25 protein-coding genes and 3 tRNA genes are annotated in these 25,793 nt (G+C 65.3%); 10 read left to right on the forward strand and 18 right to left on the reverse strand.

The annotated features are described in order from the left end of the window. The first annotated feature begins 5 nt into the window (after window positions 1-5). The gene (locus ACQPYR_RS01390) at window positions 6-542 is read left to right on the forward strand and encodes a GtrA family protein (protein WP_433626653.1); all 537 of its coding nucleotides are present in this window, start codon (window positions 6-8) and stop codon (window positions 540-542) included. A gap of 124 nt (window positions 543-666) precedes the next feature. Beyond that, window positions 667-2,562 (forward strand): glycosyltransferase, encoded by a 1,896-nt coding sequence (locus ACQPYR_RS01395; protein WP_433626655.1) that lies wholly within the window; start codon window positions 667-669, stop codon window positions 2,560-2,562. 88 nt (window positions 2,563-2,650) lie between these two features. On the opposite strand, the gene ACQPYR_RS01400 is transcribed toward ACQPYR_RS01395, so the two are convergent. The 8 genes from ACQPYR_RS01400 to ACQPYR_RS01435 all read right to left on the reverse strand — a co-directional run bounded on the left by ACQPYR_RS01400 (window position 2,651) and on the right by ACQPYR_RS01435 (window position 10,456). Beyond that, entirely contained in the window at window positions 2,651-3,211 is a 561-nt protein-coding gene (locus ACQPYR_RS01400; protein WP_433635434.1) for an O-acetyl-ADP-ribose deacetylase, read from the reverse strand. Between the two features lie 349 nt (window positions 3,212-3,560). Continuing rightward, the gene (locus tag ACQPYR_RS01405) at window positions 3,561-4,412 is read right to left on the reverse strand and encodes an SDR family oxidoreductase (RefSeq protein ID WP_433626657.1); all 852 of its coding nucleotides are present in this window, start codon (window positions 4,410-4,412) and stop codon (window positions 3,561-3,563) included. Between the two features lie 185 nt (window positions 4,413-4,597). Beyond that, window positions 4,598-5,302, reverse strand: coding sequence for a hypothetical protein (locus ACQPYR_RS01410; protein ID WP_433626659.1), 705 nt, complete (start codon window positions 5,300-5,302; stop codon window positions 4,598-4,600). A gap of 127 nt (window positions 5,303-5,429) precedes the next feature. Next, the gene (gene rsgA, locus ACQPYR_RS01415) at window positions 5,430-6,476 is read right to left on the reverse strand and encodes a ribosome small subunit-dependent GTPase A (protein WP_433626662.1); all 1,047 of its coding nucleotides are present in this window, start codon (window positions 6,474-6,476) and stop codon (window positions 5,430-5,432) included. 202 nt (window positions 6,477-6,678) lie between these two features. Beyond that, window positions 6,679-7,725 (reverse strand): galactofuranosyltransferase GlfT1, encoded by a 1,047-nt coding sequence (gene glfT1 / locus ACQPYR_RS01420; protein WP_433626664.1) that lies wholly within the window; start codon window positions 7,723-7,725, stop codon window positions 6,679-6,681. A gap of 71 nt (window positions 7,726-7,796) precedes the next feature. Beyond that, window positions 7,797-8,636, reverse strand: a complete 840-nt coding sequence (wzt, locus tag ACQPYR_RS01425; RefSeq protein ID WP_433626667.1) for a galactan export ABC transporter ATP-binding subunit Wzt/RfbE — start codon at window positions 8,634-8,636, stop codon at window positions 7,797-7,799. A gap of 13 nt (window positions 8,637-8,649) precedes the next feature. Next, on the reverse strand, window positions 8,650-9,528 hold the full coding sequence (wzm, locus tag ACQPYR_RS01430; protein ID WP_433635435.1) for a galactan export ABC transporter permease subunit Wzm/RfbD: 879 nt from the start codon (window positions 9,526-9,528) through the stop codon (window positions 8,650-8,652). 319 nt (window positions 9,529-9,847) lie between these two features. Further along, the gene (locus tag ACQPYR_RS01435) at window positions 9,848-10,456 is read right to left on the reverse strand and encodes a bacterial proteasome activator family protein (protein WP_433626669.1); all 609 of its coding nucleotides are present in this window, start codon (window positions 10,454-10,456) and stop codon (window positions 9,848-9,850) included. Between the two features lie 229 nt (window positions 10,457-10,685). Between ACQPYR_RS01435 and ACQPYR_RS01440 the strand changes: the two genes are divergently transcribed. After that, the gene (locus ACQPYR_RS01440; RefSeq protein WP_364480075.1) at window positions 10,686-11,888 is read left to right on the forward strand and encodes a cysteine desulfurase-like protein; all 1,203 of its coding nucleotides are present in this window, start codon (window positions 10,686-10,688) and stop codon (window positions 11,886-11,888) included. Window positions 11,889-11,907: 19 nt separating this feature from the next. Here ACQPYR_RS01440 and ACQPYR_RS01445 read toward each other — a convergent pair whose 3' ends face one another. After that, window positions 11,908-12,258 carry a hypothetical protein gene (locus tag ACQPYR_RS01445; RefSeq protein ID WP_433626671.1) on the reverse strand — a complete coding sequence of 117 codons (351 nt, stop codon included), beginning with the start codon at window positions 12,256-12,258 and terminating at the stop codon, window positions 11,908-11,910. Between the two features lie 329 nt (window positions 12,259-12,587). Here ACQPYR_RS01445 and ACQPYR_RS01450 point away from each other — a divergent pair, with 329 nt between their 5' ends. Continuing rightward, window positions 12,588-13,640: a hypothetical protein gene (locus ACQPYR_RS01450; RefSeq protein WP_433626674.1), complete on the forward strand. Its 1,053-nt coding sequence runs from the start codon at window positions 12,588-12,590 to the stop codon at window positions 13,638-13,640. 41 nt (window positions 13,641-13,681) lie between these two features. Here ACQPYR_RS01450 and ACQPYR_RS01455 read toward each other — a convergent pair. The 3 genes from ACQPYR_RS01455 to ACQPYR_RS01465 all read right to left on the reverse strand — a co-directional run bounded on the left by ACQPYR_RS01455 (window position 13,682) and on the right by ACQPYR_RS01465 (window position 15,587). Next, window positions 13,682-13,766: transfer RNA gene (locus tag ACQPYR_RS01455), tRNA-Ser, on the reverse strand. Window positions 13,767-13,810: 44 nt separating this feature from the next. Then, on the reverse strand, window positions 13,811-14,308 hold the full coding sequence (locus ACQPYR_RS01460) for a MarR family winged helix-turn-helix transcriptional regulator (protein WP_433626676.1): 498 nt from the start codon (window positions 14,306-14,308) through the stop codon (window positions 13,811-13,813). Between the two features lie 103 nt (window positions 14,309-14,411). Then, complete coding sequence (locus tag ACQPYR_RS01465) at window positions 14,412-15,587, reverse strand: alpha-hydroxy-acid oxidizing protein (RefSeq protein ID WP_433626679.1); 1,176 nt, start codon at window positions 15,585-15,587, stop codon at window positions 14,412-14,414. A gap of 311 nt (window positions 15,588-15,898) precedes the next feature. On the opposite strand from ACQPYR_RS01465, the gene ACQPYR_RS01470 reads away from it, so the two are divergent. After that, window positions 15,899-16,900: an NAD(P)H-quinone oxidoreductase gene (locus ACQPYR_RS01470; RefSeq protein WP_433626680.1), complete on the forward strand. Its 1,002-nt coding sequence runs from the start codon at window positions 15,899-15,901 to the stop codon at window positions 16,898-16,900. A gap of 310 nt (window positions 16,901-17,210) precedes the next feature. Further along, on the forward strand, window positions 17,211-18,047 hold the full coding sequence (locus ACQPYR_RS01475; RefSeq protein WP_433626683.1) for a hypothetical protein: 837 nt from the start codon (window positions 17,211-17,213) through the stop codon (window positions 18,045-18,047). A gap of 42 nt (window positions 18,048-18,089) precedes the next feature. Here ACQPYR_RS01475 and ACQPYR_RS01480 read toward each other — a convergent pair whose 3' ends face one another. The 4 genes from ACQPYR_RS01480 to ACQPYR_RS01495 all read right to left on the reverse strand — a co-directional run bounded on the left by ACQPYR_RS01480 (window position 18,090) and on the right by ACQPYR_RS01495 (window position 19,531). After that, window positions 18,090-18,308, reverse strand: a complete 219-nt coding sequence (locus ACQPYR_RS01480; protein ID WP_433626685.1) for a hypothetical protein — start codon at window positions 18,306-18,308, stop codon at window positions 18,090-18,092. A gap of 187 nt (window positions 18,309-18,495) precedes the next feature. Continuing rightward, window positions 18,496-18,568: transfer RNA gene (locus tag ACQPYR_RS01485), tRNA-Arg, on the reverse strand. Window positions 18,569-18,609: 41 nt separating this feature from the next. Continuing rightward, window positions 18,610-18,699: transfer RNA gene (locus tag ACQPYR_RS01490), tRNA-Ser, on the reverse strand. A gap of 91 nt (window positions 18,700-18,790) precedes the next feature. After that, entirely contained in the window at window positions 18,791-19,531 is a 741-nt protein-coding gene (locus ACQPYR_RS01495; RefSeq protein WP_433626688.1) for a dienelactone hydrolase family protein, read from the reverse strand. A gap of 96 nt (window positions 19,532-19,627) precedes the next feature. Here ACQPYR_RS01495 and hisC point away from each other — a divergent pair, with 96 nt between their 5' ends. Further along, entirely contained in the window at window positions 19,628-20,710 is a 1,083-nt protein-coding gene (hisC, locus tag ACQPYR_RS01500; protein ID WP_433626689.1) for a histidinol-phosphate transaminase, read from the forward strand. Here hisC and ACQPYR_RS01505 read toward each other — a convergent pair. Then, window positions 20,707-21,771 (reverse strand): alpha/beta hydrolase, encoded by a 1,065-nt coding sequence (locus ACQPYR_RS01505; protein ID WP_433626691.1) that lies wholly within the window; start codon window positions 21,769-21,771, stop codon window positions 20,707-20,709. The genes hisC and ACQPYR_RS01505 overlap by 4 nt on opposite strands. Window positions 21,772-21,856: 85 nt before the next feature. After that, window positions 21,857-22,963, reverse strand: coding sequence for a HoxN/HupN/NixA family nickel/cobalt transporter (locus tag ACQPYR_RS01510; protein ID WP_433626693.1), 1,107 nt, complete (start codon window positions 22,961-22,963; stop codon window positions 21,857-21,859). A 411-nt stretch (window positions 22,964-23,374) separates the two neighbouring features. On the opposite strand from ACQPYR_RS01510, the gene ACQPYR_RS01515 reads away from it, so the two are divergent. Genes ACQPYR_RS01515 through ACQPYR_RS01525 form a run of 3 tightly spaced genes read left to right on the forward strand, consistent with a single transcriptional unit; the run spans window position 23,375 to window position 25,495 of the window. Then, window positions 23,375-24,505 (forward strand): nitric oxide synthase oxygenase, encoded by a 1,131-nt coding sequence (locus tag ACQPYR_RS01515; protein ID WP_433626696.1) that lies wholly within the window; start codon window positions 23,375-23,377, stop codon window positions 24,503-24,505. A 46-nt stretch (window positions 24,506-24,551) separates the two neighbouring features. Continuing rightward, complete coding sequence (locus ACQPYR_RS01520) at window positions 24,552-24,875, forward strand: hypothetical protein (protein WP_433626698.1); 324 nt, start codon at window positions 24,552-24,554, stop codon at window positions 24,873-24,875. A gap of 2 nt (window positions 24,876-24,877) precedes the next feature. Beyond that, a complete protein-coding gene (locus ACQPYR_RS01525) occupies window positions 24,878-25,495 on the forward strand; it encodes a carboxymuconolactone decarboxylase family protein (protein WP_433626700.1) in 618 nt (205 codons plus the stop codon). Window positions 25,496-25,793 lie beyond the last annotated feature (298 nt).

Raw genomic sequence — 25,793 nt, forward strand, 5'->3', positions numbered from 1 at the left:
GCCGGGTGTCTTACCCAGAGCAGCCCGTGTCATTCTCCGAACGGTCCGGCTCACCGCAATCGACGCCGGTTGCCGAGCCGCTGACCGCGAAGGTGATCGCCGCACTGCGGCGCGGCGGCGCTTTCCTGGTGGTCGGCGCGATCGGTTTCCTCGTGGACGCGGGCACCTACAACCTGCTGGTGTTCTGGGGCGGCGAGGGCGTGCTGTACCACGCGCCGCTACCCGCCAAGATCATCGCGATCGCGGTGGCCACGGTGGTGACCTACTTCGGCAACAAGTGGTGGACCTTCGGGCACAAGAAATCCGATAATCCCGGGCGCGAGTACCTCTTGTATGCCATATTCAATGTGGTCGCTATCGGCCTGCAACTAGGTTGTCTCGGGTTCTCCCGCTATGTGCTCGACCTGTCTTCACCGCTGTCGGACAACATCTCCGGCACGCTCATCGGCCAGATCGTCGCGGTGGTGTTCCGCTACTGGGCCTACGACAAATTCGTATTCGTCGGTTCTTCGGACAGTATGGCTAATGACAAGCAACCATAAATAGCAGGACCGCCCCGGTTCCTGGACAGGCAGTCGCCGAGCCTGATTGATATCCTCGCACCCGCCGCGAAGGCATCCAGGGGCGTGTCTGTCCCGTCGGCACCAAAACGATTTCGAGGACTTCATGGATCAGTCGGCTACCCAGGCCGTTACCGAGACAAATGACCAACCTTCGACCGCGCCCGCCTCGCTGCGCGTCGACCACCAGGCGCCCGATCGGCTGGTGCTGCAGCGCGGCATCTTCACCGGTCCGTCGGCGAAGGTGAGTGACGAGCTCTACGCCGTCGTCAAGGGTCGGGCCCATCGGGAACGCCTGGAGCTGAGACTGGACAAGGGCTCGTCCGCGCATACCAACACCTACTTCGGGCGCTTCGCGGCCAGCTATTGGCAGCGCTGGACCACGGTCACCGAGGTGTGGGCGAGCATGGTGCTCGATGTGACCAAGAAGGCCCGCGTCCGGGTGGTCGCCTCCGATATCGCCGGGCACCGCCGGATCATCGAGACCGCCGAGATCACCACCAGCGGCCCGCTGACCCTGACCGCACCGCTGGACCAGTACGTCGACGGTGGCGCGCTGTGGCTCGAATTCGATGCCATCGGCGGCGAACTCGGCATTTCCGCGCAGACCTGGTCCGCCACGGCACCCGACCAGATGCGCCCGGTCGCCATCGCGATCTGCACGTTCAACCGGGCCGCGGACTGCGCCGAGACGGTGGCCGCGCTGGCCTCCGACGCTCCGATTCTGGAGGCCATCGACGCGGTCTATGTGGTCGATCAGGGCACCGATCTGGTGGAGAACCAGCCACGTTTCCAGGAGACCCTGCCGATCTTCGGTGACAAGCTGCGCTACATCCGGCAGCCGAATCTCGGTGGTGCGGGCGGCTTTACCCGTGGCCTGTACGAGGTGTCCGCGGTCAACGAGCACGCCGACGTCATCCTGATGGACGACGACATTCTCTGCGAACCGGAAACGGTGTTGCGGCTCAACGCCTTCGCCAATCTGACCGTGGAACCGACGCTGGTCGGCGCGCAGATGTTGTTCCTGCTCAACCCGGATTACCTGAATGTCGGCGCCGAGGAAGTGCATCTGCACGAACTCAAGCACGGTCAGAAGGTGTCGAAGGCATTGCGCAACACCAGCATGCTGAAGAAGAACCAGGAGCGCCGCGTCGACGCCGGCTACAACGCCTGGTGGACCTGCCTGATCCCGGCCGAGGTGGTCGCCGAGATCGGGCTGCCGGTGCCGATCTTCTTCCAGTGGGACGATGTCGAATACGGCATCCGGGCCCGCGAGCACGGGTTCGTCACGGTGACGCTGCCGAACGCCGCGGTGTGGCACGCGGACTTCTACTGGAAGGACTACGACGACTGGGCGCGCTACTTCAGCACGCGCAATTCGTTGATCGTCGGTTCGCTGCACACCGATCTCGACGGCAAAGCCATTACTCGCCAGCTGTTCCGGAGTCTGGCCGAACATCTGGTCGCCATGCAGTACGGCCTGGTGCACACCACTCTGCAGGGCATCGAGGACTTCCTACAGGGGCCGAAGGTCCTGCGCGACGGTGGAATCGCCGCGCTGGCCGCCGCTCGCACCAGTCGCGGCGATTACGCCGAGACCATCAAGCATCCCGCCGCGACCCCGCCGGTGCGCTCGGCCGATATCAATTTGCGTCGGGCCGGTGGCGAACCGAGTCGGGTCACGGCGGTGCTGATCAAGCGGGCCATCGCCCAGTGGACCGGGCGCACCCAGCACGGGCTGATCGGCGTCACCCGCGAGGACGCGCACTGGTGGCACGTCTCGCTGTTCGACCACGTCGTGGTCACCGACGCCTCGCAGTCCGGTGTCCGGGTCCGGCAGCGCGACAAGGCGCGCGCTCGCGCCCTGCTCATCCGCACCATCCGCGTTCTGCGCCGCCTGCGCCGCGAACTGCCCAACCTCACCCGGGAGTACCGCGCCGCGATGCCGGAGCTGACCAGCCGGGAGAACTGGGAGCGCCTCTACGGCATCGAGCCGAACTGAGCCGGTGCCGCGCACGGTTTGCCCGCCGACACGAAATGATCGGGCAATCCATGCGCGGCGCGCCAGATAATGCGGCGGACGACCGCGCTCAGCGCAATGCGGCTTCGAATGCGGCGTACGCGCCCTCGTCGAAGAGCACGAAGCGGGCTTCTTGTGCTGATGTTTTCGTGTGGCGCACCGTTTCGGTAGCGATGCGGGCGCCGTCGTCCATCGGCCAGCCGTAGATGCCGGTCGAGATGGCAGGAAAGGCGACTGTTCGCGCACCCAATTCGTCTGCTACCCGGAGGGATTCGCGGTAGCACGAGGCGAGGAGGGCGGAGCGGTCTTCGGTCGCGCACCATACGGGGCCGACGGTGTGGATCACCCATCGGGCCCACAGGTCGCCCCCGGTAGTGGCGACCGCCGCGCCGGTGGGCAGGCCCGTGCCGTAGCGCGATGCGCGCAGAGCGCGGCAGGCGTCGAGAATCGCCGGTCCACCAGCGCGATGGATTGCGCCATCGACGCCGCCACCACCGAGTAGCGAAGAGTTGGCCGCGTTGACGATCGCGTCGACCCGCTGTTCAGTGATATCGCCCCGGCGAAGGATGATCGTGGCGGTACCGGGAGCGCCCGAGATCAGGTGCCTGGCGCGCCCTTCGAGTAGCGGCATCAACGCTTGCCGCCAGGCATCGAGACTGACCATCCCGCTCGACATGCCGCCGTGCGCGAACTCCGGTCGATGCACGCTGGCCGGTGCGTTTTTCGCACCGAGGCGCAACCCGACGACTTGCTCGAAGCTGTCGTGCAGCAGTGCGATCAACTCGGTGGCAGTCGACGGCGGGTCGAGATCTACGAGCCGACTCCGCATTTCTTGCCAGACGTAGGGATCGCCGCGCAGCCCCCACCCTTCGGGCTCTGGTTCGAAGAGCGCGGCCAAGGTTGGTTTACCGGTCACGACAGCGACGGTAGCGGTCTGACGGTCCGAAGGTGGCCGGGGTGGACCACCTTCGGGGTCGGCCTCAGAGGAACAGGTCGGTGGTCAGTTCGGCGTCGCCGGGGACGACGCGGTACTTGTCCAGATCGGTGATGCCGTGTGCGGCGAGGACTTCGTCATCGAGGAAGAAGTTGCCGCTGGTCTCCTTCGACGGTGAGGTGAGGACCAGGTAGGCGGCATCGGCGTAGATATCGGGGGTTCGGGAGGTGGCGATCATTTCCTCGCCGCCGAGCAGATTCTTGACCGCGGCCGTGGCGATGGTGGTGCGCGGCCACAGCGAGTTGACGGCGATACCGTCGCCCTTGAGCTCCTCGGCCAAACCCAGTGTGGTGAGCGACATTCCGTACTTGGCGATGGTGTAGCCGAGCGCCATGCCCGCCCACTTCGGGTCCAGGTTGAGCGGCGGGGAAAGGGTGAGGATGTGCGGGTTGCGGCCCGCCGCGGCCGATTCCCGCAGCGCGGGAATGCTGAGCTTGGAGAGCAGGAAGCTGCCGCGGCAGTTGATGTCCTGCATCAGGTCGTACTTCTTCATGGAGATGGCGTCGGTGGGGGACAGGTCGATCGCCGAGGCATTGTTGACGACGATGTCGATGCCGCCGAACCGCTCGACGGTCTGGCGCACGGCCTCGGCGACCGACTCATCGATGCGCACATCGCCGACGAACGGCAGTACGGTTGCGCCGGCCGCCTCGAGTTCCGCGGCCGCGGTATGGATGGTGCCGGGCAGCTTCGGATGCGGCTGGTCGGTCTTCGCGATCAGGGTGATATTCGCGCCGTCGGCGGCGGCTCGTTTGGCGATCTCCAGACCTATGCCACGGCTGCCGCCCGACATGATCATCGTCGCGCCCGCGAGCGGCTTCGATCCCGGTTCCGTCATGACCTGCTCCTGTCGTCCAGGCCGCGGGTGGGTGCGCCCGCGGCCGTGCCGACCCGTTCGAGCGACCGGCGAGCAGTCGCCGACGGGTGTTGTGCACGTCAAGGGTAACCCAGGCCCCTATGCAACCAGTTGCATAGGGCGGTCGAAGAAAGGGCGCCGGAGCCCCGACGCCCTTTCGACGGCTGTCAGATGCTGGATGCGCCGGCGATCAACACGATGTTCAACAGGATCATCAATGCCATGATGCCCCAGCTGATGTAGATGAAGATGGCGCCGGGCGTCTTCTGCGGAACCGGGCCGATCGCACCGTTGAGGAAGATGACCGCGGGCGGCTTGTAGTAGAACCGTGCGCCCTGACCTTCCTGAATCGCGGCCGTCGCATTCGCCGGGCCCATATCGAACAGCCAGGGCGTGGTCACCTTCACGTGGTACTGCCCAGGGCCGACCGGAATATGGTTCTGACCCCACCGCGTATTCGGCACCCGCTGACCGTTGATCAGGATCTTCGGCTTGGTGATCGCCAACAGGAAGGCGAACCACTCATAGGAGGCCTCGACGGTGATGCCCGGCGGGGCCGGTGCCTGCTGCGGAACCGGCTGGCCGTAGGGCGCCTGGCCGTACGGCTGCTGCCCATAGGGCTGCGCAGGCTGACCGTACGGCTGCGGCGGTACCGGCTGGCCGTACTGCGGCTGCGGAATATGCGGCTGACTGCCGTACGGCGGTTGCGGCACCTGTGGTTGGCTGATCGGTGGCTGCCCCGCGGGCGGCGCGTATTGCGGTGGCGCACCGTAGGGATTCGGCGCGCCCTGCGGCGCCGGCTGACCATATGCGGGCTGTCCGGGCCATTGCCCGGGCTGGCCCTGTGGCGGATACCCGCCGGGGTAACTCATCGGAACCCTCCCGTTTAGCGATTTGTGCGTGCCGACCCTACCGTGTTGATGCGGCGTCCGCTCTGCCCTACGTGGTTACGCAAGCTGCCGCCTCCGGGCTGTCGCTCCCCGCCGGGATTCCGCGGAATCAGCGTTTCGAGCTTCTCTCCTGGTAGAACTGCCGCTGCTGCTTGCGGATATCACGCCACACCTTTGCCCGTTCGGCTTGCAGCCGCTTATCCGATCGCGCTGCCATCCAGGCGTTTTCCCGTTCGAGTTTGCGGTAGCTGTCGAAGCGCCGCTGGGTGAGCGCGCCACTGTCGATGGCTTCCTGTACGGCACAGCCGGGTTCACCGTTGTGCGCGCAGTCGTCGAATCGGCAGTGCGCCGCGATGGATTCGATATCGCTGAAGGTCTTCTCGATGCCTTCCGCGGCATCCCAGAGTCCGATGCCGCGCAGCCCAGGCGTATCGATCAGCGTGCCGCCGCCGGGCAGCGGCCGCAGCTCCCGATGCACCGTGGTGTGCCTGCCCTTCTTGTCCGCCGCGCGAACGGCGTTGGTGGCGAAGACTTCCTGGCCGAGCAGGGCATTGGCGAGCGTCGATTTCCCGACGCCGGACGGACCGATCAGCGCGACGGTGCCGTCGAGCATCGCGGTGAGCACATCGAGTCCGAATCCGGTATCCGCACTGACCGCGAGGGCCACCGCGCCGGGCGCGACGGCCTGCACTTCGTCGAGCGGAATATCCAGCGCCGCATCCGCTTTGGTGAGCACCACGATCGGCTGCGCGCTGCTCTCCCACGCCAGCGCGAGCATGCGCTCGATCCGACCGAGGTCGATATCGCCGTCGGCCGTACTGCAGATCAGCACGGTATCGACATTCGCGGCGAGCACCTGACCCTGTGCGCGCCGGTCGGCGGCCGAGCGCATGATCGCGCCGCGGCGCGGCAGCAGTTGTCGCACATTCAGTTCGGCATCGATGCTCACCCAGTCGCCGGTGCACAGGCCGCTGATCTCGGAGTCGGCACGTGGGCAACGGGCGCGCGTTGGTCCGGTCGGTGTCGCGACATCGCATTCGCTGCGATCCATGCGGATCACCCGGGCGGGAACACACCCCTCGTGGATGAGCGAGTCGTATTCATTGGCAACGGCTTCGGTCCAGCCGTAAGGGACGAGGAGGTCGTGGTCGACCATGATGGAAGGAATCCTTCGTCGGGCGCCGAGCCCGAACCGGACTCAGCGAGAGGTATCTGAGGCGGAAATTCGTGCGACAGCGTGCGTTTGCACAGCTGATCCGGGCACGACAATCCGAACGGTCCGTGTCACGATCTCCACCTCCTCACTCTCTTCTCGACGTTGCTCGCCAACTTTGGCACGGCGGGCAGACCCGCGCAATCTATTTTTCGTCGGTGGGCTTCTGCTCCGGGGTCGGCTTGCCGAACTGCTCGTTGCGGCCCAGGCTGCGCAGGTGGAACCATTCGCGCAGACCGGCCGGATCGCGGCGGGTGACGAGGAAGAACCAGGAGAACCGGATCCATTCCTGGGGCAGCAGTTTGCGCATACCGGGCTGGGACATCAGGTAGCCGCGGTTGCGGTAGGTGAAGTAGCGCTTGACCGGGTCGTCCGGGTACTGGGTGTGCATGCGGCCGCCGAGGATCGGCTTGAATTCGGCGGCGCCGTTGGGATGCAGGTAGGCCGTCTGCAGACAGGTGCCGAAGGGCAGACCGGAGCGGACCAGCCTGCGATGCACCTCGACCTCGTCGCCGCGCACGAATAGCCGCAGGTCCGGAACGCCGATCAGATCGACCGCCTTGGCGGAGATCAGCGCGCCGTTGAAGAGCGAGGCGATGCCGGGCAGGAAGTCTTCATCACCGAGTTCGGAACGTAGCCGCCGCCAGACCACACCGCGGCGCAGCGGGAAGGCGAGCCGGTCCGGTTCATCGATGTCGCAGACCACCGGAGACACTTCGACCAGACCGTGTCGGCCCGCGCAATCCAGCAGCGTGGCAAGGACTTCCGAGCCGTCGGGGCGGCCGTCGTCGTCGGCCAGCCACACCCAGTCCGCGCCGAGGGTCAGCGCGTGCAGCATGCCGAGCGCGAAACCGCCCGCGCCACCGAGATTGTGCGCCGAACCGAGGTAGGTAGCCTCGACCGGCTGCTGGGCGACCAGTTCCGCGACCTCGGGTTCATTGGCGTTGTCGACCACGATCAGGTGGTCTACCGGGCGGGTCTGGGAGACAAGCACTTTCAGCGATTCGGCGAGCAGTTCGCGGCGCTTGTGGGTGACGACGACGGCGACGATCTTGGCGTCGGGACCGGTGCCGGCTGGGGTGCGGGCGGCTTCGATCTGTGCGGGGGAAGGGTCGTCGGAATCCGGCACGGAGTCGATCGGGCCCTCGCGCCCCGCGTCGATCGGGGCGTTCTGCCCGGTCGGCTCACTCATGCTGTCACCATTCGGCATGATCGGGGGGCCCTCCGTGGTTACGCGGGCTGCCTCCTCCGGGCCCTGACCGTTCATGCCTGATTCCGCTCCAATTCTCGCTCGGTTCCCATTTTCCGTTCCGCTTCCATTTCGCGCAGCACGGTGGCGACGTGATTGCCCGCGTCCGGGCCCTCATAGGCACGCACCACTTCTTCGATACCGCCACGTAAACGGATCTGCCCGTGGTCGACCCACATGGCGGTATCGCAGAGCTGGGCGAGAAATTCGTTGGAATGGCTGGCGAACACCAGGATGCCCGAGCGGGCCACCAGTGATTGCAACCGGATCCGAGCCTTCTTCATGAATTCGGCGTCGACCGCGCCGATACCCTCGTCGAGCAGTAGGATCTCCGGATCGATCGAGGTCACCACGCCCATCGCCAAGCGCACCCGCATACCGGTGGAATAGGTGCGCAGCGGCATCGACAGATATTCGCCGAGTTCGGTGAATTCGGCGATCTCATCGATCTTCGACAGCATCTGCTTGCGCGTCTGTCCGAGGAAAAGCCCGCGGATGATGATGTTCTCGTAGCCGGAGATCTCCGGATCCATGCCGACGCCGAGGTCGAATACCGGCGCCACTCGGCCGCGGATGCGGGCACTGCCGCGCGAGGGTTCGTAGATTCCCGAAAGCAGCCGCAGCAGTGTCGATTTGCCCGCGCCGTTATGTCCGACCAGGCCGACCCGGTCGCCCTCTTTGAGCGAGAGGGTGATGTCGCGCAGCGCTTCGACCACCACAACGTCGGACTGATTGCGGCCGATCGCACCGCCCGCCTTGCCGAGGAATGCCTTTTTCAGCGACCGCGATTTGGCGTCGAAGATCGGGAACTCGACCCACGCCTGGCGGGTTTCGATACTCACATGGTCGGTCATCGGGCCCGATCTCCTATACCCAGTACGGCACGCGCGAACGGTACTGCTTCATGGCGAAGATCGCCACGATCCAGCCGACTACGGTGATGGCGCCGACGATCACCCAGTGATACAGATGCTGATCATCACCGAGCAGCGGCGCGCGGACGATTTCCAGGTAATGGAAGGTCGGCACGATTTCGGCCAGTTTCGCGCGCTCGCTCACCTGACCACCCTGGGATTCCAGACTTTTCGTATTCCACATGACCGGCGTGAGCACGAACAGCATCAGCGTGAGGCTGCCGAGGATCGGCGCGATATCGCGGTAGCGGGTGCTGAAGATGCCGAACACGATCGAGACCCACATCGAGTTGAGGAACAGCAGCCCGAGCGCGGGGATCGCGAGTATGGCGGTCCAGTGCAGTTTTTCCCAGACGCCGAATGCGAACAGCACCACCACATAAATCAGCATGTTGTGCGCGAAGAACAGCAATTGCCGCCAGACCAGGCGATAGACGTGCACACTCAGCGCCGACGGCAGCTGTTTGATCAGCCCCTCATTGGCGATGAAGACATCCGAACCCTCGAGGATGCTGGCCTGGATCACATTCCAGATGATGATGCCGACGGCCACATACGGCAGATACGACTTGATCGACTGGCCGAGCAGCGCGGAGTACAGAATGCCGATCGCGGCGGCCTGCACACCGGTCGCGATGGTGATCCAGAACGGGCCTATCACCGAGCGCCGATAGCGCTGTTTGATGTCCTGCCAGCCGAGCGACAGCCAGAGCTCGCGCTGCGTGAAGCCGCCGCGGAAGTCCTTGAACGCGCGCCCGAAGGTCTGCGAGTCCGAGACGATCGCGGTCGCGACGGCCTCGCCCGACGCGGGCGTTTCCGCGTCGGAGCTCACCGGATGCTCCGGCGCGGTGTTCTCTTCAGGAGGTACGGAGGTCTCATTGGAACTCTCGTCGGTACGCGCTTGGCTGGTATCTGAACGCACTGAACCCTCTTCAGGACGATCCGAGCTCTCATCGGGACGCGCCGTATTCACATCGGAGACCGAGTCGGGGCGGGCGGCAGCGGACGGCACGGTGCTCGACACTACCCTCGCGATTTCCCGGGGCGTGAGCGGCAGGGCTCGGAGGCGGTAGCGGAGCGTAACCGCGTAAGGCCCCGCGATCGCCGCAAATCAGACACCGCCGACCCGGTTGCCCTCGACTCGGATCTGCTCAGAGATATTGTCCGGAGCCGCCGATCGGCGAGTTCGACTGGCCTCCGCGCGGGTCGGTCGCGTGGATGCCGGGCGGCAGCGCACCCTGACGCATCTGTTCCAGCTGTGCGCGTGCCGCCATCTGCTGGGCGAACAGCGCCGTCTGGATGCCGTGGAAAAGGCCTTCCAACCAGCCGACGAGCTGGGCCTGAGCGATGCGGAGTTCGGCATCGGAGGGTACCGCGTCATCGGTGAACGGCAGCGTGAGCCGCTCCAATTCCGCGCGCAATTCCGGTGCCAGACCCTGTTCGAGTTCGCGCACCGAGGATTTGTGGATCTCGCGCAGCCGGGTCCGGCTGGCGTCGTCGAGCGGAGCCGCGCGGACCTCCTCCAGCAATTGTTTGATCATGGTCCCGATGCGCATGACCTTCGCGGGCTGCTCGACCATATCGGCGAGCGATTCCTCGACGTCGTCCTTATTGTCCGCATTGCCGGATTTCTCATCACCGTCGGTCACGACCTGCGCGGTGAAGGGCGTGTCCGAGCCGGACTCGACCGGAATAGCCAGCGGCCGGCCGTCGGGCCCGATCACGACAATGGATTCGGGTGCTCCATCCGATTGCGTCATGGTCCCTATCATGTCGCGTCAGCCGCGAACGCGCTAAGTCGGTCGCCTTCGATCAGGTCACCGGGTCGGTGCCGCGGCGCAGAGGCGGCGTCTATTCTGTTCGGGTCGTGTGGTTCGGATTTGGGTGAAAGTCGGTTGCCATGCTGAGTCCCAGTTCACTGCACCCCCGCCTGCCGGTGAGGGGGAACGCGGTTACCCAGGCTCGCCCGCTGCCCTTAGAGTGGCCAACATGACATACGACGTCGCGAGGGTTCGGGGCCTGATACCGTCCCTCGGCGACGGCTGGATCCATCTCGACCCGCAAGGCGGAATGCTGGTCCCGGATTCGGTATCTCGTGCCGTATCAACAGGTTTCCGAACCTCTTCGTTTTCCCATATCGGCCGCAATGGCGCCGCCGTTCGCAGTGCCGCGATTCTCGATGCGGCGCGCGAGGCCGTGGCGGATCTCGTCGGCGGTGATCCGGCGGGCGTCGTGCTCGGACCGGACCGCGCGGTTTTGCTGGCCTGGTTGGCGGAGTCGCTGAGTTCGCGGCTCGGCCTCGGCACGGGGATAGTGCTGTCGCGATTGGATGATGAGGCGAACGTCGCGCCGTGGTTGCGGATCGCGAATCGCTACGGCGCGCATGTGCGCTGGGCCGAGGTCGAGATCGAGACCTGTGAGATGCCGTCGTGGCAGTTCGAGGAATTGATCGGCCCGACCGCGCGGCTGGTCGCGCTGACCGCCGCATCGCCGATCGTCGGTTCGGCGCCCGCGGTGCGGGTCGCGGCGGATCGGGTGCACGAGGTGGGTGGTCTGCTCGTCGCCGATTGCTTCGGCGCCGCGCCCTATGCCCTCATCGATATCGACGAACTCAATGCCGATGTGGTCGCGTTGAGCGCACCCGCCTGGGGTGGTCCGCAAATCGGCGCACTGGTCTTCCGCGATCCGGCCTTCCTGGACCGTATTCCATCGATGTCGTTGAACCCCTATGCCAAAGGCGCCGAACGCCTCGAGGTCGGCGGCCACCAATACGCCCTGCTCGCCGGCTTGACCACGTCCATCGACTTCCTCGCCGGCCTGGACGAGCGTGCCCGCGGCACCCGCCGCGAGCGCCTGGAAATCTCCATCACCTCGCTGCAGGACTACCACGACCAACTCTTCGAGCACCTGATGGACGTGCTCGACAAAATCTCCAACCTGACCGTCATCGGCCGCGCCTCCACCCGCATCCCCACCGTCAGTTTCACCATGGCGGGCATGCAAGCCGAAAAGGTAGCCGCCAAACTCGCCGACGCCCGCATCGGCACCTTGAGCGGCGTCCACGGTGGCAGCCGGTTGCTGGATGCCCTCGGCGTCAACGACGAAGGTGGTGCCGTAACCGTCGGGTTGGCCCCGTACACAACGAAATTCGAAATCGATCAGCTGGGTCGCGCGCTGGCCGCCCTGGAGTGAGTCCGGGCGCTGCCGGTAGTCAGTATCGCTTCGGCTGCCCCCACTGATTGCTCGGTCGCTCCGGCATCTCGTCGCCGCCCTCGCGTGGCGCGACCGCGTCGGCCGGCGCGATGAAGTCCAGATAGATCCACTGCCCGTTGGTCTCGACCGGCACCTCGATACTGGCCACCCAACGCCCGTCCACGAGCCGATGCCACGCCCGCTGCCTGGCCGCCATCCGACCGGACAAGACCAGGCCGTACTTCTTCACCCGCGCCGATACCTCGCGGGTCGGCGATCCATCCGGCGGAAGCACACGATCGATGTCGACGTAGATCGGCAGCAGCGGTGAGTACGGCCGCCAGACGTCTCGATGTCGATTATCGAACATACATTCGAGTATGACATCGATGATATGTCACGCAACTGTCCGGGGCGCATCGATCCGGATCAGCCGAAACCCGAGTACTGGTTCGCAGCATCCGTGCACCGGACGAAACCGTTGCGCCCGGTTTCCGGCGGCACGGTCGCCGAGGGCAGTGTGGTTCCCAGCACCGGGAGGGCGTTCGAGAGGGTTCACCGGCTCCGCTGATTCTGTGAGTTTGCTTGCAAGACAAGCTATCTCGCGTAGGGGAGACTCGGATCGAAGCTGGGAAGCGGGAGTCGCGCCGAACTCGTCGGCGCTATAGTCCCCGCACATCTGTACGGAGAGGATCCCCAATGGCTCTTTCACTGCCCGTGACGTATCTGGTGGGAAGCGCCAACGCGCCGACACGACAGATCGCGATGGAGAAATTCGGCACGATGTGGGAGTACCTGCCGTCGTTTCCGGAGGGGGACACGGCCTTTCCCGGTTGGATCATGCCGAGGCTGCGCAGTACCTTCGCGCTTCCTGGAATGCGGAAAGTGAAGGACGGAAACATCGAGTTGGCGTATCCGGGGATGCCTGGTTACGAGTACACCGGCGAGCGTGAGCTCGAGATTCCGCCGGTGCTGCTGGGGTATTTCGACCAGGCCGAGGCGGCCAGGCCGATTCTGGAGCGCATGATCGAGGAACGCGGCAGCAGCAAAAGCTATCAGGCGTGCATTGTCGATCCGTACGATCATGCGTACTTCGCCCTCGGGGAGGCCGGACTCGAGCAGCATTACGAGGCGTTTCGGAAACCAGCGCTGGAAGAGATCTTCGCTATTCATCGGCTCTTCGATGGCGATGTGGTTTTCCAGCTCGAGAGTCCCGGGCGCATGTTGACGATCGAGGTGATCGAGTCGGCGCAAGAGCGGGCCGCGAAAGCTGTTGAGCTGGCTTCGGATCTCGCCGCATTCGTGCGCCGGATGCCGGACGGTGCCCGGGTCACGATCCATCTGTGCCGGGGCGACTGGGAGCACAGCACTTGGCTGAAGCAGATCAACGGGTTCGAGCCGGTTGTGGTCTTGGTCAACGCCATCGTGGCGGCCTGGCCCGAGGGCAGGACGCTGCAGGGCATTCATATTCCGCTGGCAGCGGCCGACGTACTGCCGTTCGCCGACGTGGACAATCCCGATATCTATCAGCCGTTGGAGCAGCTGACCACCGACGCCGCCATCTACGCAGGCATCGTGCACGAGAAGGCGAGTGCGGACCATGTCCGCTTGGCCTTGACGCAAGCGCGGAAGTATTACCCTCGCCCATTCGGCGGGCTGAGCACATCGTGCGGCATGGCTCGAATGACCGAAGCGGAGATGGACCACGCATTGCGATTGCTGACCGAATTGATGGTCACGACGACCGGTTGATCGGCACGGACCCGCGATCGCCGTATCGTCGAAAAGTGTTGCGGAGACGGAGGGATTTGAACCCCCGGTCGCTCTCGCGACGCTCGCTTTCAAGGCGAGTGCATTCGGCCGCTCTGCCACGTCTCCAGTCCAACGAGAGTACCCGTTGCCGTACGCCGTCCGCCGACGGGTTAGTCGGAGTTGCCTATCTCGTGGTCGACGCGGGCGAAGACCTCGCCGACTATCTCGAGTTGTTCGGGACCGAGTAGGTCGATGAAGTTGCGGCGGACCGCCTCGACGTGACCGGGTGCGGCGGCCTCCAGCCGACGCATACCTTCCTCGGTGAGTTCGGCGAGTACGCCGCGGCCGTCCTCGAGGCAAGTATTGCGGCGGACCATCCGCTGGGTCTCCAGGCGGCGGATCTGATGGGTGAGCCGACTGCGCGAGGACAGCACGCCGTCGGCCAGTTCGCTCATGCGCAACGAACGATCGGGGGCCTCGGAGAGCAGGACGAGGATCCGATATTCGGCGAGGGTGAGGTCGGAGTCGCGTTGCAGTTGACGGTTCAGTGCCGTCGCCAAGCGCTGGTTACCGTCCATGTAGGCCCGCCAGGCACGCTGCTGCGACGACGAGAGCCATTTCGGCTCGACAGGCGCGTGACTGCTCGGTTCTGGAATCACGGCTTCCATTCTATGCGCGCCTGAACTGCACAAACGCACAACCTAGCGGTCCAGCGAAAGACCTGGACACACGATTAATCAAATCCTGGATTATGGCCCGATGGCCGGACGGTCAGCGGATTGTCGCGATCAAGGAACGGTCGAGCTCGGCTGGATTCGCGCATCCGGACAGGCCCATGACGGAGTCGAAGTCCGCGAGCAGGACGCGCAGCGCGTGCCGCACACCCGCCCGGCCCGCGATGCCGAGACCGTATGCCCATGGGCGGCCGTAGAGCACCGCCTTCGCACCGAGTGCCAGCGCTGTGAGCATGTCCGAACCGGTGCGGATGCCCGAGTCGAACAGGAGGTCCGCACGGTCGCCGATGGTGGCGACCACGGCGGGGAGCGCATCGAGTGCGGCGATGGCACCGTCGACCTGGCGGCCGCCGTGGTTGCTGACGATCACCGCGTCGGCACCCGCGTCGACGACTTGACGGGCGTCGTCCGGATGCAGGATGCCCTTGACCGCGATCGGCAGATCGGTCCACTCGCGGAGGTGGGCGAGGTCGGCGGGGCGCAGGGCATGGTTGCCGAACAGTCCGCTCCAGGTGAGGATCGCGGCTCGCATCGCGTCTTCACTCTGCTCGGGTGGCGCGGAAAGCTTCGCGCGGAAGACCGGATCCGACAGATAGTTGGCAATGCCCTTGCCGTGCAGGAACGGCAGATGCGCGAGCTCGAGATCGCGGGGTCGCCAACCGAGGCTCGGGGTGTCGACGGTGACGACAATCGCCGACGCACCCGCCCGTTCCGCGCGCTCGACGAAGGATCTGGCGAGTTCGTTATCGGCGGGCCAGTACAGCTGATACCACCAGCTGCCAGCCGCCGCGCCGACGTTCTCGATGGTGGACGAGGCCGCCGTCGAGAGCACGGTACCGACGCCGAGTTCCTTCGTGACCTCCGCGACGATCACCTCGCCACCCTCGTGCAGCAGCTCCAGCACCCCGACCGGCGCGGTCAGCACCGGCGCGGCCAGTCGCGTCCCGAGCACCTCCACCGACAGATCGCGCGCACCCGGTCCCGAGGTGCCGCGCAGCATCCGCGGCACGATCCGGTGGCGGTCGAATGCGGACCGATTCGCCGCCGCCGTCCGCTCCCCGGAAGCACTGCCCGCCACATACGCGAAGGCTTCCTTGCTCAGCACCGCACGCGCTCGGTCTGCCAAACCCGCAGCCGTCAGTGGCAATTCGGGCACCGCGCCACCGAGTCCACCCAGGTAGATCTCGTTCTGGAAGTCGACAAAGCTGCTCACGCCGGGAACGCTAGTCCCCCGACCCCATCCCCGCAGGCAGCTCGCCATATTGCCGCCGCCGACGCCGACCGTCCCAGCGGGACCGACGTCCGGCACTCGGGTGAGCCGCACACTCGGGCGCTGCCGGACTTCGGCTGCGCGCCCCGTTCTCGGGCGCGGTTCTGCGGTGTTGTTGCGGCACCGCGCGCTGTGGAGTCATCAGGTCTGAACCTGGGCGCTGCGCGGCGGCGCCCGTGCGTGCGGCACTCGGGTGAGCCGCATACACGGGGTGTGTGCTCGCGAGGATGAGTGGATAGGGGCAGGATGGGGCGGTGCGCGCTATCAAGCTGAACGGGTTCGGGGGACCCGAGGTGATGGAATGGGGCGAAGCGGCGGATCCGGCGCCCGGGCATGGGGAGGTGCTGATCGACGTTGCCGCGGCGGGGGTCAATCGCGCGGATCTGCTGCAGCGACGGGGGTTCTATCCGCCGCCGCCCGGGGCCAGTGAGGTCATGGGGTTGGAATGTTCGGGGGTCATCGCCGAAGTCGGTGATGGGGTGCGGGATTGGCATGTCGGCGATCGGGTTTGTGCGCTGCTGTCCGGCGGCGGGTATGCGGAAAAGGTCGTGGTTGCCGCGACGCAGGTGCTGCCGGTGCCCGACGGGCTCGACCTGGGTGCGGCGGCCGCGCTGCCCGAGGCGGCTGCGACGGTGTGGTCGAACCTCGCGATGACCGCCGGGCTGGACGCCGGGCAGTTGGTGCTGATCCATGGTGGCGGCAGCGGAATCGGTACGCACGCAATCCAAGTCGCGGTGAGCCAGGGCGCGCGCGTAGCGGTGACCGCGGGCTCGGCGGAGAAGCTGAAGCGGTGCCGTGAATTGGGCGCGAGCGTGCTGATCAACTATCGCGAGGACGATTTCGTCGCAGCGGTCCGCGCCGAGAACGGTGCGGGCGGCCCTGGCGCCGACATCATCCTCGACATCATGGGCGCCGCCTACCTGTCACGAAACGTCGAGGCGCTGGCGCCGCACGGCCGTCTCGCGGTGATCGGCATGCAGGGCGGGGTCACCGCCGAGCTGAATCTCGGTGCGCTGCTGTCCAAATGGGGCACCATCCACGCAAACAACGTACGCAACCGCCCCACCACCGGCCCCGACAGCAAGGCCACCATCATCGCGGAACTTCGCCGCCACATTTGGCCCCGGATCGCAGACGGCACCATCGCCCCGGTCATCCACGCCGAACTCCCGATCACCGAAGCCGCCGAGGCCCACCGCCTCCTGGACTCGTCCGAAACCTTCGGCAAGGTGGTCCTGAACGTCCGCGACGCCTGAAACGCTGGCTCGAGAGCAGCCGCAGCTTCGCTGAGCAACAGCTCTGCCATCAAGCCACCAGTGCGACTTCGAGATCTTGCCAAAGGATTTCCTGTCGCACAACTAGTGGTCGGCAATGGCTATGCGACGGCTCAGGGTTCCTTCATGGCTTCTCGCGATCTACGACGTTGATCGTGCGTATGGGGGATGCACGCCAGGCATCCTGCCGACGATCCCGTTCGATCCGCACAGCAGAACGTGATCGTTGAGCGGCTCGGCTCTGCCTGCGGAAGTGCCCACGAATTGGGCTGTGTCAGGCGAGAATTGACCGATGACTGAGCTCGCGTTGACGGGGGATCGGCGGGACGAACTGGCGGCGTTGCTCGGTGATGAGGAGCGGCTTCGCGGCGAGTACCCGAAGGTAGCGGAGTACTTGGATACCGCGCCCATGCTGTCGGGGACGGGGGATGATCGGGCCGACGCCGCGTTCGATTTGCGGTTCGTGCATTACCTGACCGGTGGCCGGTCGGTCAGCGCGAATCCGTACTGGGAGATCGTCGCGCCGTCGGTGTACGAGTACGAAGGCCGACGCATGGTGAACGGCGGTCGAGCGAAGGGCAGTGCGCGTCTGGGGTTCGCCCAGACAATCTTGCAGGCCGCCTACGCGTACGCCATCCCGTCTCCGGAGACGGTTGCGTGGGTGGCGCAGTTCTGCGATGGCCGCAAGGTAGTCGAACCGGGAGCCGGGCGCGGGTATTGGGCGGCCCAGCTGACCCAGGCGGGAGTGGGCGTCGACGCGTACGACTCCGAACCGCCGGACAAGACGGAGAACGTGTCGTTTCTCGGTGCGGCCGGTCAGTCGGACGTATGGCATGACGTCGGGGATCTCGATGATTTCGTAGCGCGTCCGAGCGGCGGCTCGGATGATGTGCTGTTGCTCTGCTGGCCGCCCGGCTGGGGCAACACGATGGCGTCCGATGCGCTTGCCGCATTCGAGGCCGCAGGTGGCGAACGGCTGGTCTACATCGGAGAGCCGAAAGGCGGAAAGACCGCTGATGCCGCGTTCTTCGATGGGCTCGCCGCGCGCTGGGAACTGAAATCCGAAGATGCGCAGTTCGTTTCGTGGTGGAATCTGGCGGACCGTGCACAGGGTTGGATTCGTCGCTGATGCCCGCCTGACATGACCGTCGGCGGCGCATGCATCTGGCGTTCAGGCGATATCCGGATCAGCTCGGGCTGATCGCTGCCCAATATCAACCGCAACCGGCCACAGATTGTGGGTGTAGCGGCCTTTGCGGCCGGACAACGCGTACCGCTCGATGGTCAAGGCCCCGACCTTGTCGAAGCTGATGAGCCAATAGTGCGGAACATCCGCGTCGGCGTAGTCGCTCCAGCTGACGGACCCACGCCCTCCAAGGTTGATGGGCACTCATGTCAACAAATACGAGTGCACCCGAGGGGATTCGTACCCAGCCGGGGGCGAAGCCCTCCGGCCAGACAGGGGGTCCGGGGGCGAAGCCCTCCGGGGTGGGGGTGTGGGGGTTCCACCCCCACAAACATGACGAAACGAGCAACGGCTCACGCTCTCCGTGAGCATGAGCCATCCGCGAGTGAAGTGCGCCCGAAGGGATTCGAACCCCTAACCTTCTGATCCGTAGTCAGATGCTCTATCCGTTGAGCTACGGGCGCATGCCTGTGTTCAGTTGTATAGGCCCCGGCGAACCGGGGTGTGGCGGAGGCGAGAGGATTTGAACCTCCGGTCCCCGTGAAGGGACAACTCATTAGCAGTGAGTCCCATTCGGCCGCTCTGGCACGCCTCCTGGAGCCTTCTCTTCGAGGGCACCGGTCCTTTCGAACCGCCGAACAGGAAGGTTACAGTAGCCGACGTCCAGATCGCAAAACGCCAGGTAATCACCGAAGATTGCTGTCGAACCAGTCGAAAATCCGGGTCTGGGAATCGATGAGATCGAAGTCTTCATCGCCGCCTGGTCGGTCGGCGCGGTGGTGCAGGCCGGGGTAGGTCACCACGAGGCTGGCGACCGCGGCACGGGCGGTGGCGTCCCGGAGTTGGTCCACTTGGGTGGGCGGGGTGTCCGGGTCGTCGGCGCCGAAGAGCCCGAGCCAAGGCGCCTGCAGATCGGGGGCCGCGCGGATGAGGGCATCGGCCTCGTCGGTGAGCGGTTCGACGATGCCGGATGCGGCGACACTGACCGCGGCGCCAACGGGGCGATTGGTCGCCACCAGGAAGGCCGCGGTGCCCGCGTGGTCGAAGCCGAGCACGCCGATGCAGTCCGGGAAGACGCCGCGGCGGGTGAGCCAGTCGAAGCAGGCGTCGAAATCGTCGAAGAGCTCGTCGCCGAAAACCTCCTGCGCCGGCTCGCCGTCGATGCGATGGAACAGATTGGGCGCGACCACCGTCCAGCCCTCGGTCGCCAGGGCTTTCATGAGTTCCAGCAATGTCCCGGTGAACTCCCGGGCCTCGTGCAGCACCACGATGCCGCCGCGTGCATTGCCCTCCGGCTCGGCCACCGTGATGGGCACATGGGCGCCGGCGGTCCGAAGCCGATCGTCGGTCGATGGTTGTGGGTCCGAACCGGAAATGATGTCGTCGCGACTACGTAGCGGCGCAATATCGTCGTAAATGCCCGACATGAAACAAGGGTAGGTGGATCTGCTGATCTTCGCGAGAAATTGCACGTGAGCGGCCCTGGCACCCAGATTTTCCTGGACCCGGCATATGGTTGAACGGTGACAGCGCACATCCGGCCGGACCTCGATTCGATCCCGGCGTACGTCCCCGGCCGCAACCATCCGGGCGCGGTCAAGCTCGCCAGCAACGAGACCACCTTCGGTCCGCTCCCGTCCGCCGCGAAGGCCATCGCCGAGGCCGCGGAATTGGCGAACCGCTACCCGGACAATCAGGTCACCGAGCTGCGCGCGGCTCTCGCGGACTTCCTCGGCGTCTCCTCGGCGAACGTCGCGGTCGGCTGCGGCAGTGTCGCGCTGTGCCAGGAACTGGTGCAGATCACCTGTGACGCCCCGACCGACGAGGTGCTGTTCGCCTGGCGCTCCTTCGAGGCGTATCCGATCGTCACCCAGGTCGGCAATGCGACCGCCGTGCGGGTGCAGCTCACGCGAGATCATGTGCACGATCTGGATGCGATGGCCGCCGCGGTCACCGAGCGCACCAAGCTGATCTTCGTCTGCAATCCGAACAACCCGACGGGCACCGCGGTCGGCGAGGCCGAGTTGGTCCGCTTCCTGGACGCGATCCCGGACCATGTGCTGATCGTGCTCGACGAGGCCTATTTCGAATACCTGCGGCTCACCCCCGAGCAGCGTCCGAACGGTGTCGAGCTGGGCCGTAATCGGCCCAATGTCGTTGTGCTGCGGACCTTCTCCAAGGCGTACGGTCTGGCGGGGCTGCGCGCGGGTTATGCGGTCGGCGATCCGGCGGTGATCACCGCGCTGATGAAGGTGCACATCCCGTTCAGCGTGAACCGGGTCGTGCAGGCGGCCGCGATCGCCTCGTTGGAGGCGCGGCACGAGCTACTCGACCGCACCGACAATCTCGTCGTCGAACGCGATCGGGTGCGCGAGGCCCTGCTCGCCGCGGGCTACGAGGTGCCGCCGAGCGAGTCGAACTTCCTGTGGCTGCCGCTGGGCGAGCGCAGCGCCGAATACGGTGAGGTGAGCGCGCAGGCGGGGGTGCTGCTGCGGCCGTACGGCATCGACGGTGTGCGGGTGACCATCGGTGATCCGCACGAGAACGAGCAGTTCCTGCGGTTCGCGACCGATCCGGATGTGTTGGCGCGCTTCGGAATCGGCTAGACGCCCAACGCCCGCGAGATCGTCGGCCAGGACAGACCCAACTCGTCGGCCCAGTACGGCCACGAATGCGTCCCGGTTGCCCGGAAGTTCGCGGTCACCGGGATCCCGAGTGCGGTGAGCCGATCGGCCAGCCTGCGGGTGCACATATTGGTCGCGGCCTCCAGCGGACCGCCGAATCCGATGGTGCTGACCAGATCCGGGTTGTTCGGGGTGTCGTATTTGCCGGGCAGTCCGCTGCCGACCGACAGGTAGATCGCCTTGCCGCGCAACGCTTCCGCGTGCAGCAGCACGTCATGGTCGAGCCAGGCGGAATCGTGCTGATCGCCGAACATATTGTCCGGTCCGCCACGGTAGGTCGCGACCACCGCGCGGGCCTGTGCCTGTCCGAGATCGGTGCCCATGGAGAAGCATCCACTGTGCGCGGCTATCGCCGTGTACAGCTTCGGCTGCCGGAAGGCCAGCATCATCGCGGCCTCGGCGCCCATGGAGACGCCCATGACGGCATTGCGTCCGTTGCCGTTGAACTTCGCATCGATCAGCGGCGGCAGTTCCTTCGTCAGGAAGGTCTCCCACATATTGGTGCCGAGCACCGGGTCCGGGCGCTGCCAGTCGGTGTAGAAACTGGCCGGTCCGCCGACGGTCAGCACCACGTTCACGTCTTTGTCTTCGAAGAATTTGTCCGCGTGCCCGAGTTCGGTCCAGTTGTTGCTCTCCGCCTCGGCACTGCGCCCGTCGAGCATGTAGACAGTCGGCCGCGGATGGTTCTGCTCACGCGGCAGCAACACCTGCACCTCGACGGCGCGACTCATCGCGGGTGAATTCACCCACACCCGCAGCCACCGGTCGTTGATGGGCACGATCCGATCGATCGAAGCCTGCTTCACGCCGGGGACGGTCGGCTCCGCGGGGGAGGGTCCATCCGCCGAGCCGGTATTCGGGCGGGGCTGATCGCCGGGCGCTGCTAGCACCTGTGGTGGGCCGACCACCGCCGCACCGGCAATCAGTGCGACACCAACTATGGCGCTGGAGACCCAACGCCGCACCTCGCGCCGAGACAGCATGGCGCCCATCCTGCCAGAAATGCGAAAGTGGGCCCGCCAGCCGTAAATATGCCGGTTGGTATGTGCCATGAGGCGCGCGGCCTGGCTACTTCGTGGCAAGGTCACCTTGCCAGCGGCGTTCTACTCCGGCGAAGCGCCAGATCGCTGCTGCCACCACCCAGGTCGCCACGAACAGACCCACCACGATGTAGCCGAGATCGCCCAGATCCAGATTCCCGATCCACGCGACGATTCCGGATTCGACTTCGAGCCGTTCGGCGAAGATCGACACGATCTCCTGCCCACCGATCAGCAGTGCGATCGCCACCGACAGTCCGGTGATCACCAGGTTGTAGTAGATCTTGCGGACCGGTTCGGCGAAGGCCCAGTCGTAGGCGTAGCTCATGAATGAGCCGTCGAGCGAATCGAACAGCGCCATACCCGCCGAAAACAACACAGGCAGAACGAGAATCGAATACCAAGGCAGTCCGGTCGCGGCCGCGCCGCCCGCGATCACCAGCAGACCGACCTCGGTCACGGTGTCGAAGCCGAGTCCGAACAACAGCCCGACCGGAAACATCTGCCACGGCTTCTCGACCAGCCGCACTACCGGAGCGAGCACCCGGTTCAACAGGCCCCGGCTGTCCAACTCGCGCTCGAGCTGCGCCTCGTCGAACTCACCCTGCCGTATCCGTCGGAAGACGCGCCAAATGCCGAGTAGCGAGGCCAGATTCAGCAGACCGATGACGATCAGGAAGGTGCCCGAGATGCTGGTGCCCCACAGGCCGGTCCACCGCTGCAGCCCCGAATCCTGGTTCTCCAGATTCGCCGCCAGCGCCCGCACCCCGAACGCCAGCAGCGCGACCAGGATGAACACCACGCTGGAATGGCCGAGCGCGAACCAGAAACCGACTGTCTGTGCCCGGTGCCTGCCATTCTCCGCCACCAACTTTCGAGTGGCGTTATCGATCGCGGCAATGTGGTCGGCGTCGAAGGCGTGCCGCATGCCGAGGGTGTAGGCGGTGACGCCGAGACCGACTCCGAAGACCGCGCCCTGCACCACGTGATGTCCCGGCACCACGAACAACAGCAGAGTCCCCCAGCCGATGACATGCAGCGCCAGCACGGTCACCGCGATACCGACAACGCTGCGCACGAGCCAATCCTCACTGCTGGACGAACCGTTCGTATAACGGTACTGCGAACGCAACATACGGGTCGGTCGGGTTCGGGCCGATCGGCAAACAGTTGCCGGTATCCGGCAGATTCCGAACAGGCATTACGTCGAATTCGGGCACACGGCCAGCACACCGGTCTTAGGCTGCTGTGCGGGCGTTTTCAGGCGTCGATTGGGACAAACATGATCGTGGACAGCAAACGGCAGCAGCCAGGTCATGATGTTGTGCGCGCGATCGGCAACCCGGCAGCCCGCACAGCTCCGTTTCCGAAACCGGCTGCCATGTCCCGGTTCCCCGCAACGCGGAGGCTACCGCGCGGACCTCCGGCGCAGCCCGGTGTCAGCTGCGCTCCGCGCGCGAAATTCTCTGCTCGATCAATGCCTGTCTGTTCAGACGCAGTACCTGATGCCCGACCGGAGAAAACCGTGAATCAAGCGTTACCCGTCATGTCGCTCGAAAGTTCCGCTGACACAAAACCTTTCGGCCTCGATCTGAAAAGGCGAATGCGGGAGTGTGATGAGTTCTTCCGATTGCCCGAACTCGCGCATCTATCCGCGAACCGCCGCCGCACCGCATTGGAGCAACTCCAACAAACCGGCAGCTACGTGCAGACCGCCGAGGAGATCCTGATCGGCGCCAAGCTCGCGTGGCGCAACCACGCTCGCTGCGTGGGTCGAAAACACTGGCGATCACTGAAATTGCTCGACGCACGGCGGGTGCGATCGGCCCGCGACCTGGCCGAGGTCTGTTGGCAGCACCTGCATATGGCGACCAACGGCGGCGCCATCCAATCGATGATCACCGTCGGACCACCGCGCCAGGCCGACGGCAGCGAATTCCGCATCGTCAGCCCACAACTCATCCGCTACGCCGGTTATCGCAACGGCGACGGCACCGTCACCGGTGATCCGGCCAATATCGCGATCACCGAATTCGCCGTGAAGCTCGGCTGGCGCGGCGCGGGCACGCCCTTCGACATCCTGCCGGTGCTCATCAGCACTCCGGACGAACCGATCCGCTGGTTCGACATCCCGCCCGAACTGGCCCGTGAGGTCGAACTCGAACATCCCGAATTCGACTGGTTCGCCGGACTCGGCCTGAAATGGCATGCGCTGCCCGCGGTTTCGAATATGAACCTGGAGATCGGCGGCATCACCTACCCGTTCGCACCGTTCAACGGCTGGTATATGGGAGCCGAAATCGGCGCACGCAATCTCAGCGACACCACCCGCTACAACATGTTGCCGCTCATCGCCGAAATGATGTGCCTGGACACCAGACACGAACGGTCGCTGTGGCGCGATCAGGCCCTGGTCGAATTGAATCGTGCTGTGCTGTATAGCTTTCGGAAGGCAGGGGTGTACATCGTCGACCATCACACGGTCGCCAAGCAGTTCTGCGACCACGTCAATCGAGAGCAGGCCGCGGGCCGCAAATGCCCGACCGACTGGAGTTGGATCAATCCGCCGATTTCGTCGGGCGTGACCCCGACCTTCCACCGCTACTACGACGAACCCGAGCCGGATCTGCGCCCGAATTTCGTGCGTCGGGACTTCGGCGGGGAAGGTGAAATCTGATCTTCGTTCGGCAGCGGCAGTGCGGTCGATGGGCAAGAATGGGCCCATGGCACGGCGTTCCATGGGCTCGAAATGGGAAGAATTCGGCGCGCATCTCGAAGGTGCGCCGGGACGGCTGCCGGTCGAGGTGCGGCGGTCGATTCGGGCGCGGTCCTCGGGTGAAGAAGGTGCGGCCGGGGTCCCCGATGATCTCGCCGATTTCGTCGAGCTGGTCGCCGAACGTTCGTATCGGCTCACCGAGAAGAACATCACGACACTGGCCGAGGCGGGACGCAGCGACGACGAGATCTTCGAAGCGGCCGCTGTCGCGGCCTACGGCGCCGCCGACCGACGGCTGCGCGCCGCCCGCCGCTCCTGGGAGGGGCACTGAAAATGTGGCTCGACTCAGTCGAATCCGGGCAAGAACTGCCGGCCCGAATCATGTTCGCGACCATGCAGCGGTTGGGGCGCACCGAGGTTCCCGCAGTCATGAAGGTCATCTGCTATCGGCACCGCTATTTCGGCACCCCGCTTTCCGACCTGATCCAGGACGCCATGCGAGGACCGTCCTTCTGGACCGTCGCCGAACGCGAAATCTTCGCAACCAGGACCTCCCAGTCCAATGAATGCCCCTTCTGCGACTCCGCCCACCGGGGCATCGCAGGCGCGTATATCGCCGCGGATCTGGTCGATGAGGCCCTGGCCGACGGCGAAAACTCGCCCCTGCGCGCCGAAGCTCGCGCCATGCTCGAATTCGTCGGCAAAATGGTCCGCGATCCCGATGGCCTCACCCCGGGCGACGCCGACAAAGTCCGTGCGGCCGGCGTCACCGCTGAGGCTTTCGACGAAGCCATCTGGGTGGCAACCCTTTTCAACGTCATAAACCGAGTAATGAATACCGTGGGCGCCGAGGCGCTCGAGGCCGGTGAAGCCCGAATCGGAGCCCGCTTCATCAAAGCCTTCGGTTACCGAACCCCACCTCCCGTCCGCTACCTTTCCCGCGGCGCTTGAAATCTGCTGCTCGCGCGGGTGTTCTCGGGAAGCGGCGGAGTCGGCTTTCACACTGATCGTTGCTGCGTGCTCGATTGAAACGACCCGGCCCATATCGAGTCACGATTTCCGCAACGCGGGCCGCTGCTGCCGCGATCGGGGAATCCGCCTAGCGCCTGCGGCACGATCCGCCGGTCAGCGCATCGACGGTCAGTTGGGCGGCCGCCTGGGATCGTGACGAAAGTCTGACGGCGTGGCCTGGTTGCGGCGAATTTTGGCGGCTTGGCAGCACAATCAGGGGCATGACCTCGGTAAACGA

The organism is Nocardia sp. CA-120079 (assembly GCF_050955745.1).
In the GTDB taxonomy this organism is placed as follows: domain Bacteria; phylum Actinomycetota; class Actinomycetes; order Mycobacteriales; family Mycobacteriaceae; genus Nocardia.

What these genes read in the sequence shown, in the direction of transcription:
- ACQPYR_RS01395 (WP_433626655.1), top strand. Translation starts at nt 667, where the DNA reads ATGGATCAGTCGGCTACCCAGGCCGTTACCGAGACAAATGACCAACCT.
- ACQPYR_RS01400 (WP_433635434.1), bottom strand. Translation starts at nt 3,211, where the DNA reads ATGCCGCTACTCGAAGGGCGCGCCAGGCACCTGATCTCGGGCGCTCCC.
- ACQPYR_RS01405 (WP_433626657.1), bottom strand. Translation starts at nt 4,412, where the DNA reads ATGACGGAACCGGGATCGAAGCCGCTCGCGGGCGCGACGATGATCATG.
- ACQPYR_RS01410 (WP_433626659.1), bottom strand. Translation starts at nt 5,302, where the DNA reads ATGAGTTACCCCGGCGGGTATCCGCCACAGGGCCAGCCCGGGCAATGG.
- rsgA (WP_433626662.1), bottom strand. Translation starts at nt 6,476, where the DNA reads ATGGTCGACCACGACCTCCTCGTCCCTTACGGCTGGACCGAAGCCGTT.
- glfT1 (WP_433626664.1), bottom strand. Translation starts at nt 7,725, where the DNA reads ATGAGTGAGCCGACCGGGCAGAACGCCCCGATCGACGCGGGGCGCGAG.
- wzt (WP_433626667.1), bottom strand. Translation starts at nt 8,636, where the DNA reads ATGACCGACCATGTGAGTATCGAAACCCGCCAGGCGTGGGTCGAGTTC.
- ACQPYR_RS01435 (WP_433626669.1), bottom strand. Translation starts at nt 10,456, where the DNA reads ATGACGCAATCGGATGGAGCACCCGAATCCATTGTCGTGATCGGGCCC.
- ACQPYR_RS01440 (WP_364480075.1), top strand. Translation starts at nt 10,686, where the DNA reads ATGACATACGACGTCGCGAGGGTTCGGGGCCTGATACCGTCCCTCGGC.
- ACQPYR_RS01445 (WP_433626671.1), bottom strand. Translation starts at nt 12,258, where the DNA reads ATGTTCGATAATCGACATCGAGACGTCTGGCGGCCGTACTCACCGCTG.
- ACQPYR_RS01450 (WP_433626674.1), top strand. Translation starts at nt 12,588, where the DNA reads ATGGCTCTTTCACTGCCCGTGACGTATCTGGTGGGAAGCGCCAACGCG.
- ACQPYR_RS01460 (WP_433626676.1), bottom strand. Translation starts at nt 14,308, where the DNA reads ATGGAAGCCGTGATTCCAGAACCGAGCAGTCACGCGCCTGTCGAGCCG.
- ACQPYR_RS01475 (WP_433626683.1), top strand. Translation starts at nt 17,211, where the DNA reads ATGACTGAGCTCGCGTTGACGGGGGATCGGCGGGACGAACTGGCGGCG.
- ACQPYR_RS01495 (WP_433626688.1), bottom strand. Translation starts at nt 19,531, where the DNA reads ATGTCGGGCATTTACGACGATATTGCGCCGCTACGTAGTCGCGACGAC.
- ACQPYR_RS01505 (WP_433626691.1), bottom strand. Translation starts at nt 21,771, where the DNA reads ATGCTGTCTCGGCGCGAGGTGCGGCGTTGGGTCTCCAGCGCCATAGTT.
- ACQPYR_RS01510 (WP_433626693.1), bottom strand. Translation starts at nt 22,963, where the DNA reads ATGTTGCGTTCGCAGTACCGTTATACGAACGGTTCGTCCAGCAGTGAG.
- ACQPYR_RS01515 (WP_433626696.1), top strand. Translation starts at nt 23,375, where the DNA reads ATGTCGCTCGAAAGTTCCGCTGACACAAAACCTTTCGGCCTCGATCTG.
- ACQPYR_RS01520 (WP_433626698.1), top strand. Translation starts at nt 24,552, where the DNA reads ATGGCACGGCGTTCCATGGGCTCGAAATGGGAAGAATTCGGCGCGCAT.
- ACQPYR_RS01525 (WP_433626700.1), top strand. Translation starts at nt 24,878, where the DNA reads ATGTGGCTCGACTCAGTCGAATCCGGGCAAGAACTGCCGGCCCGAATC.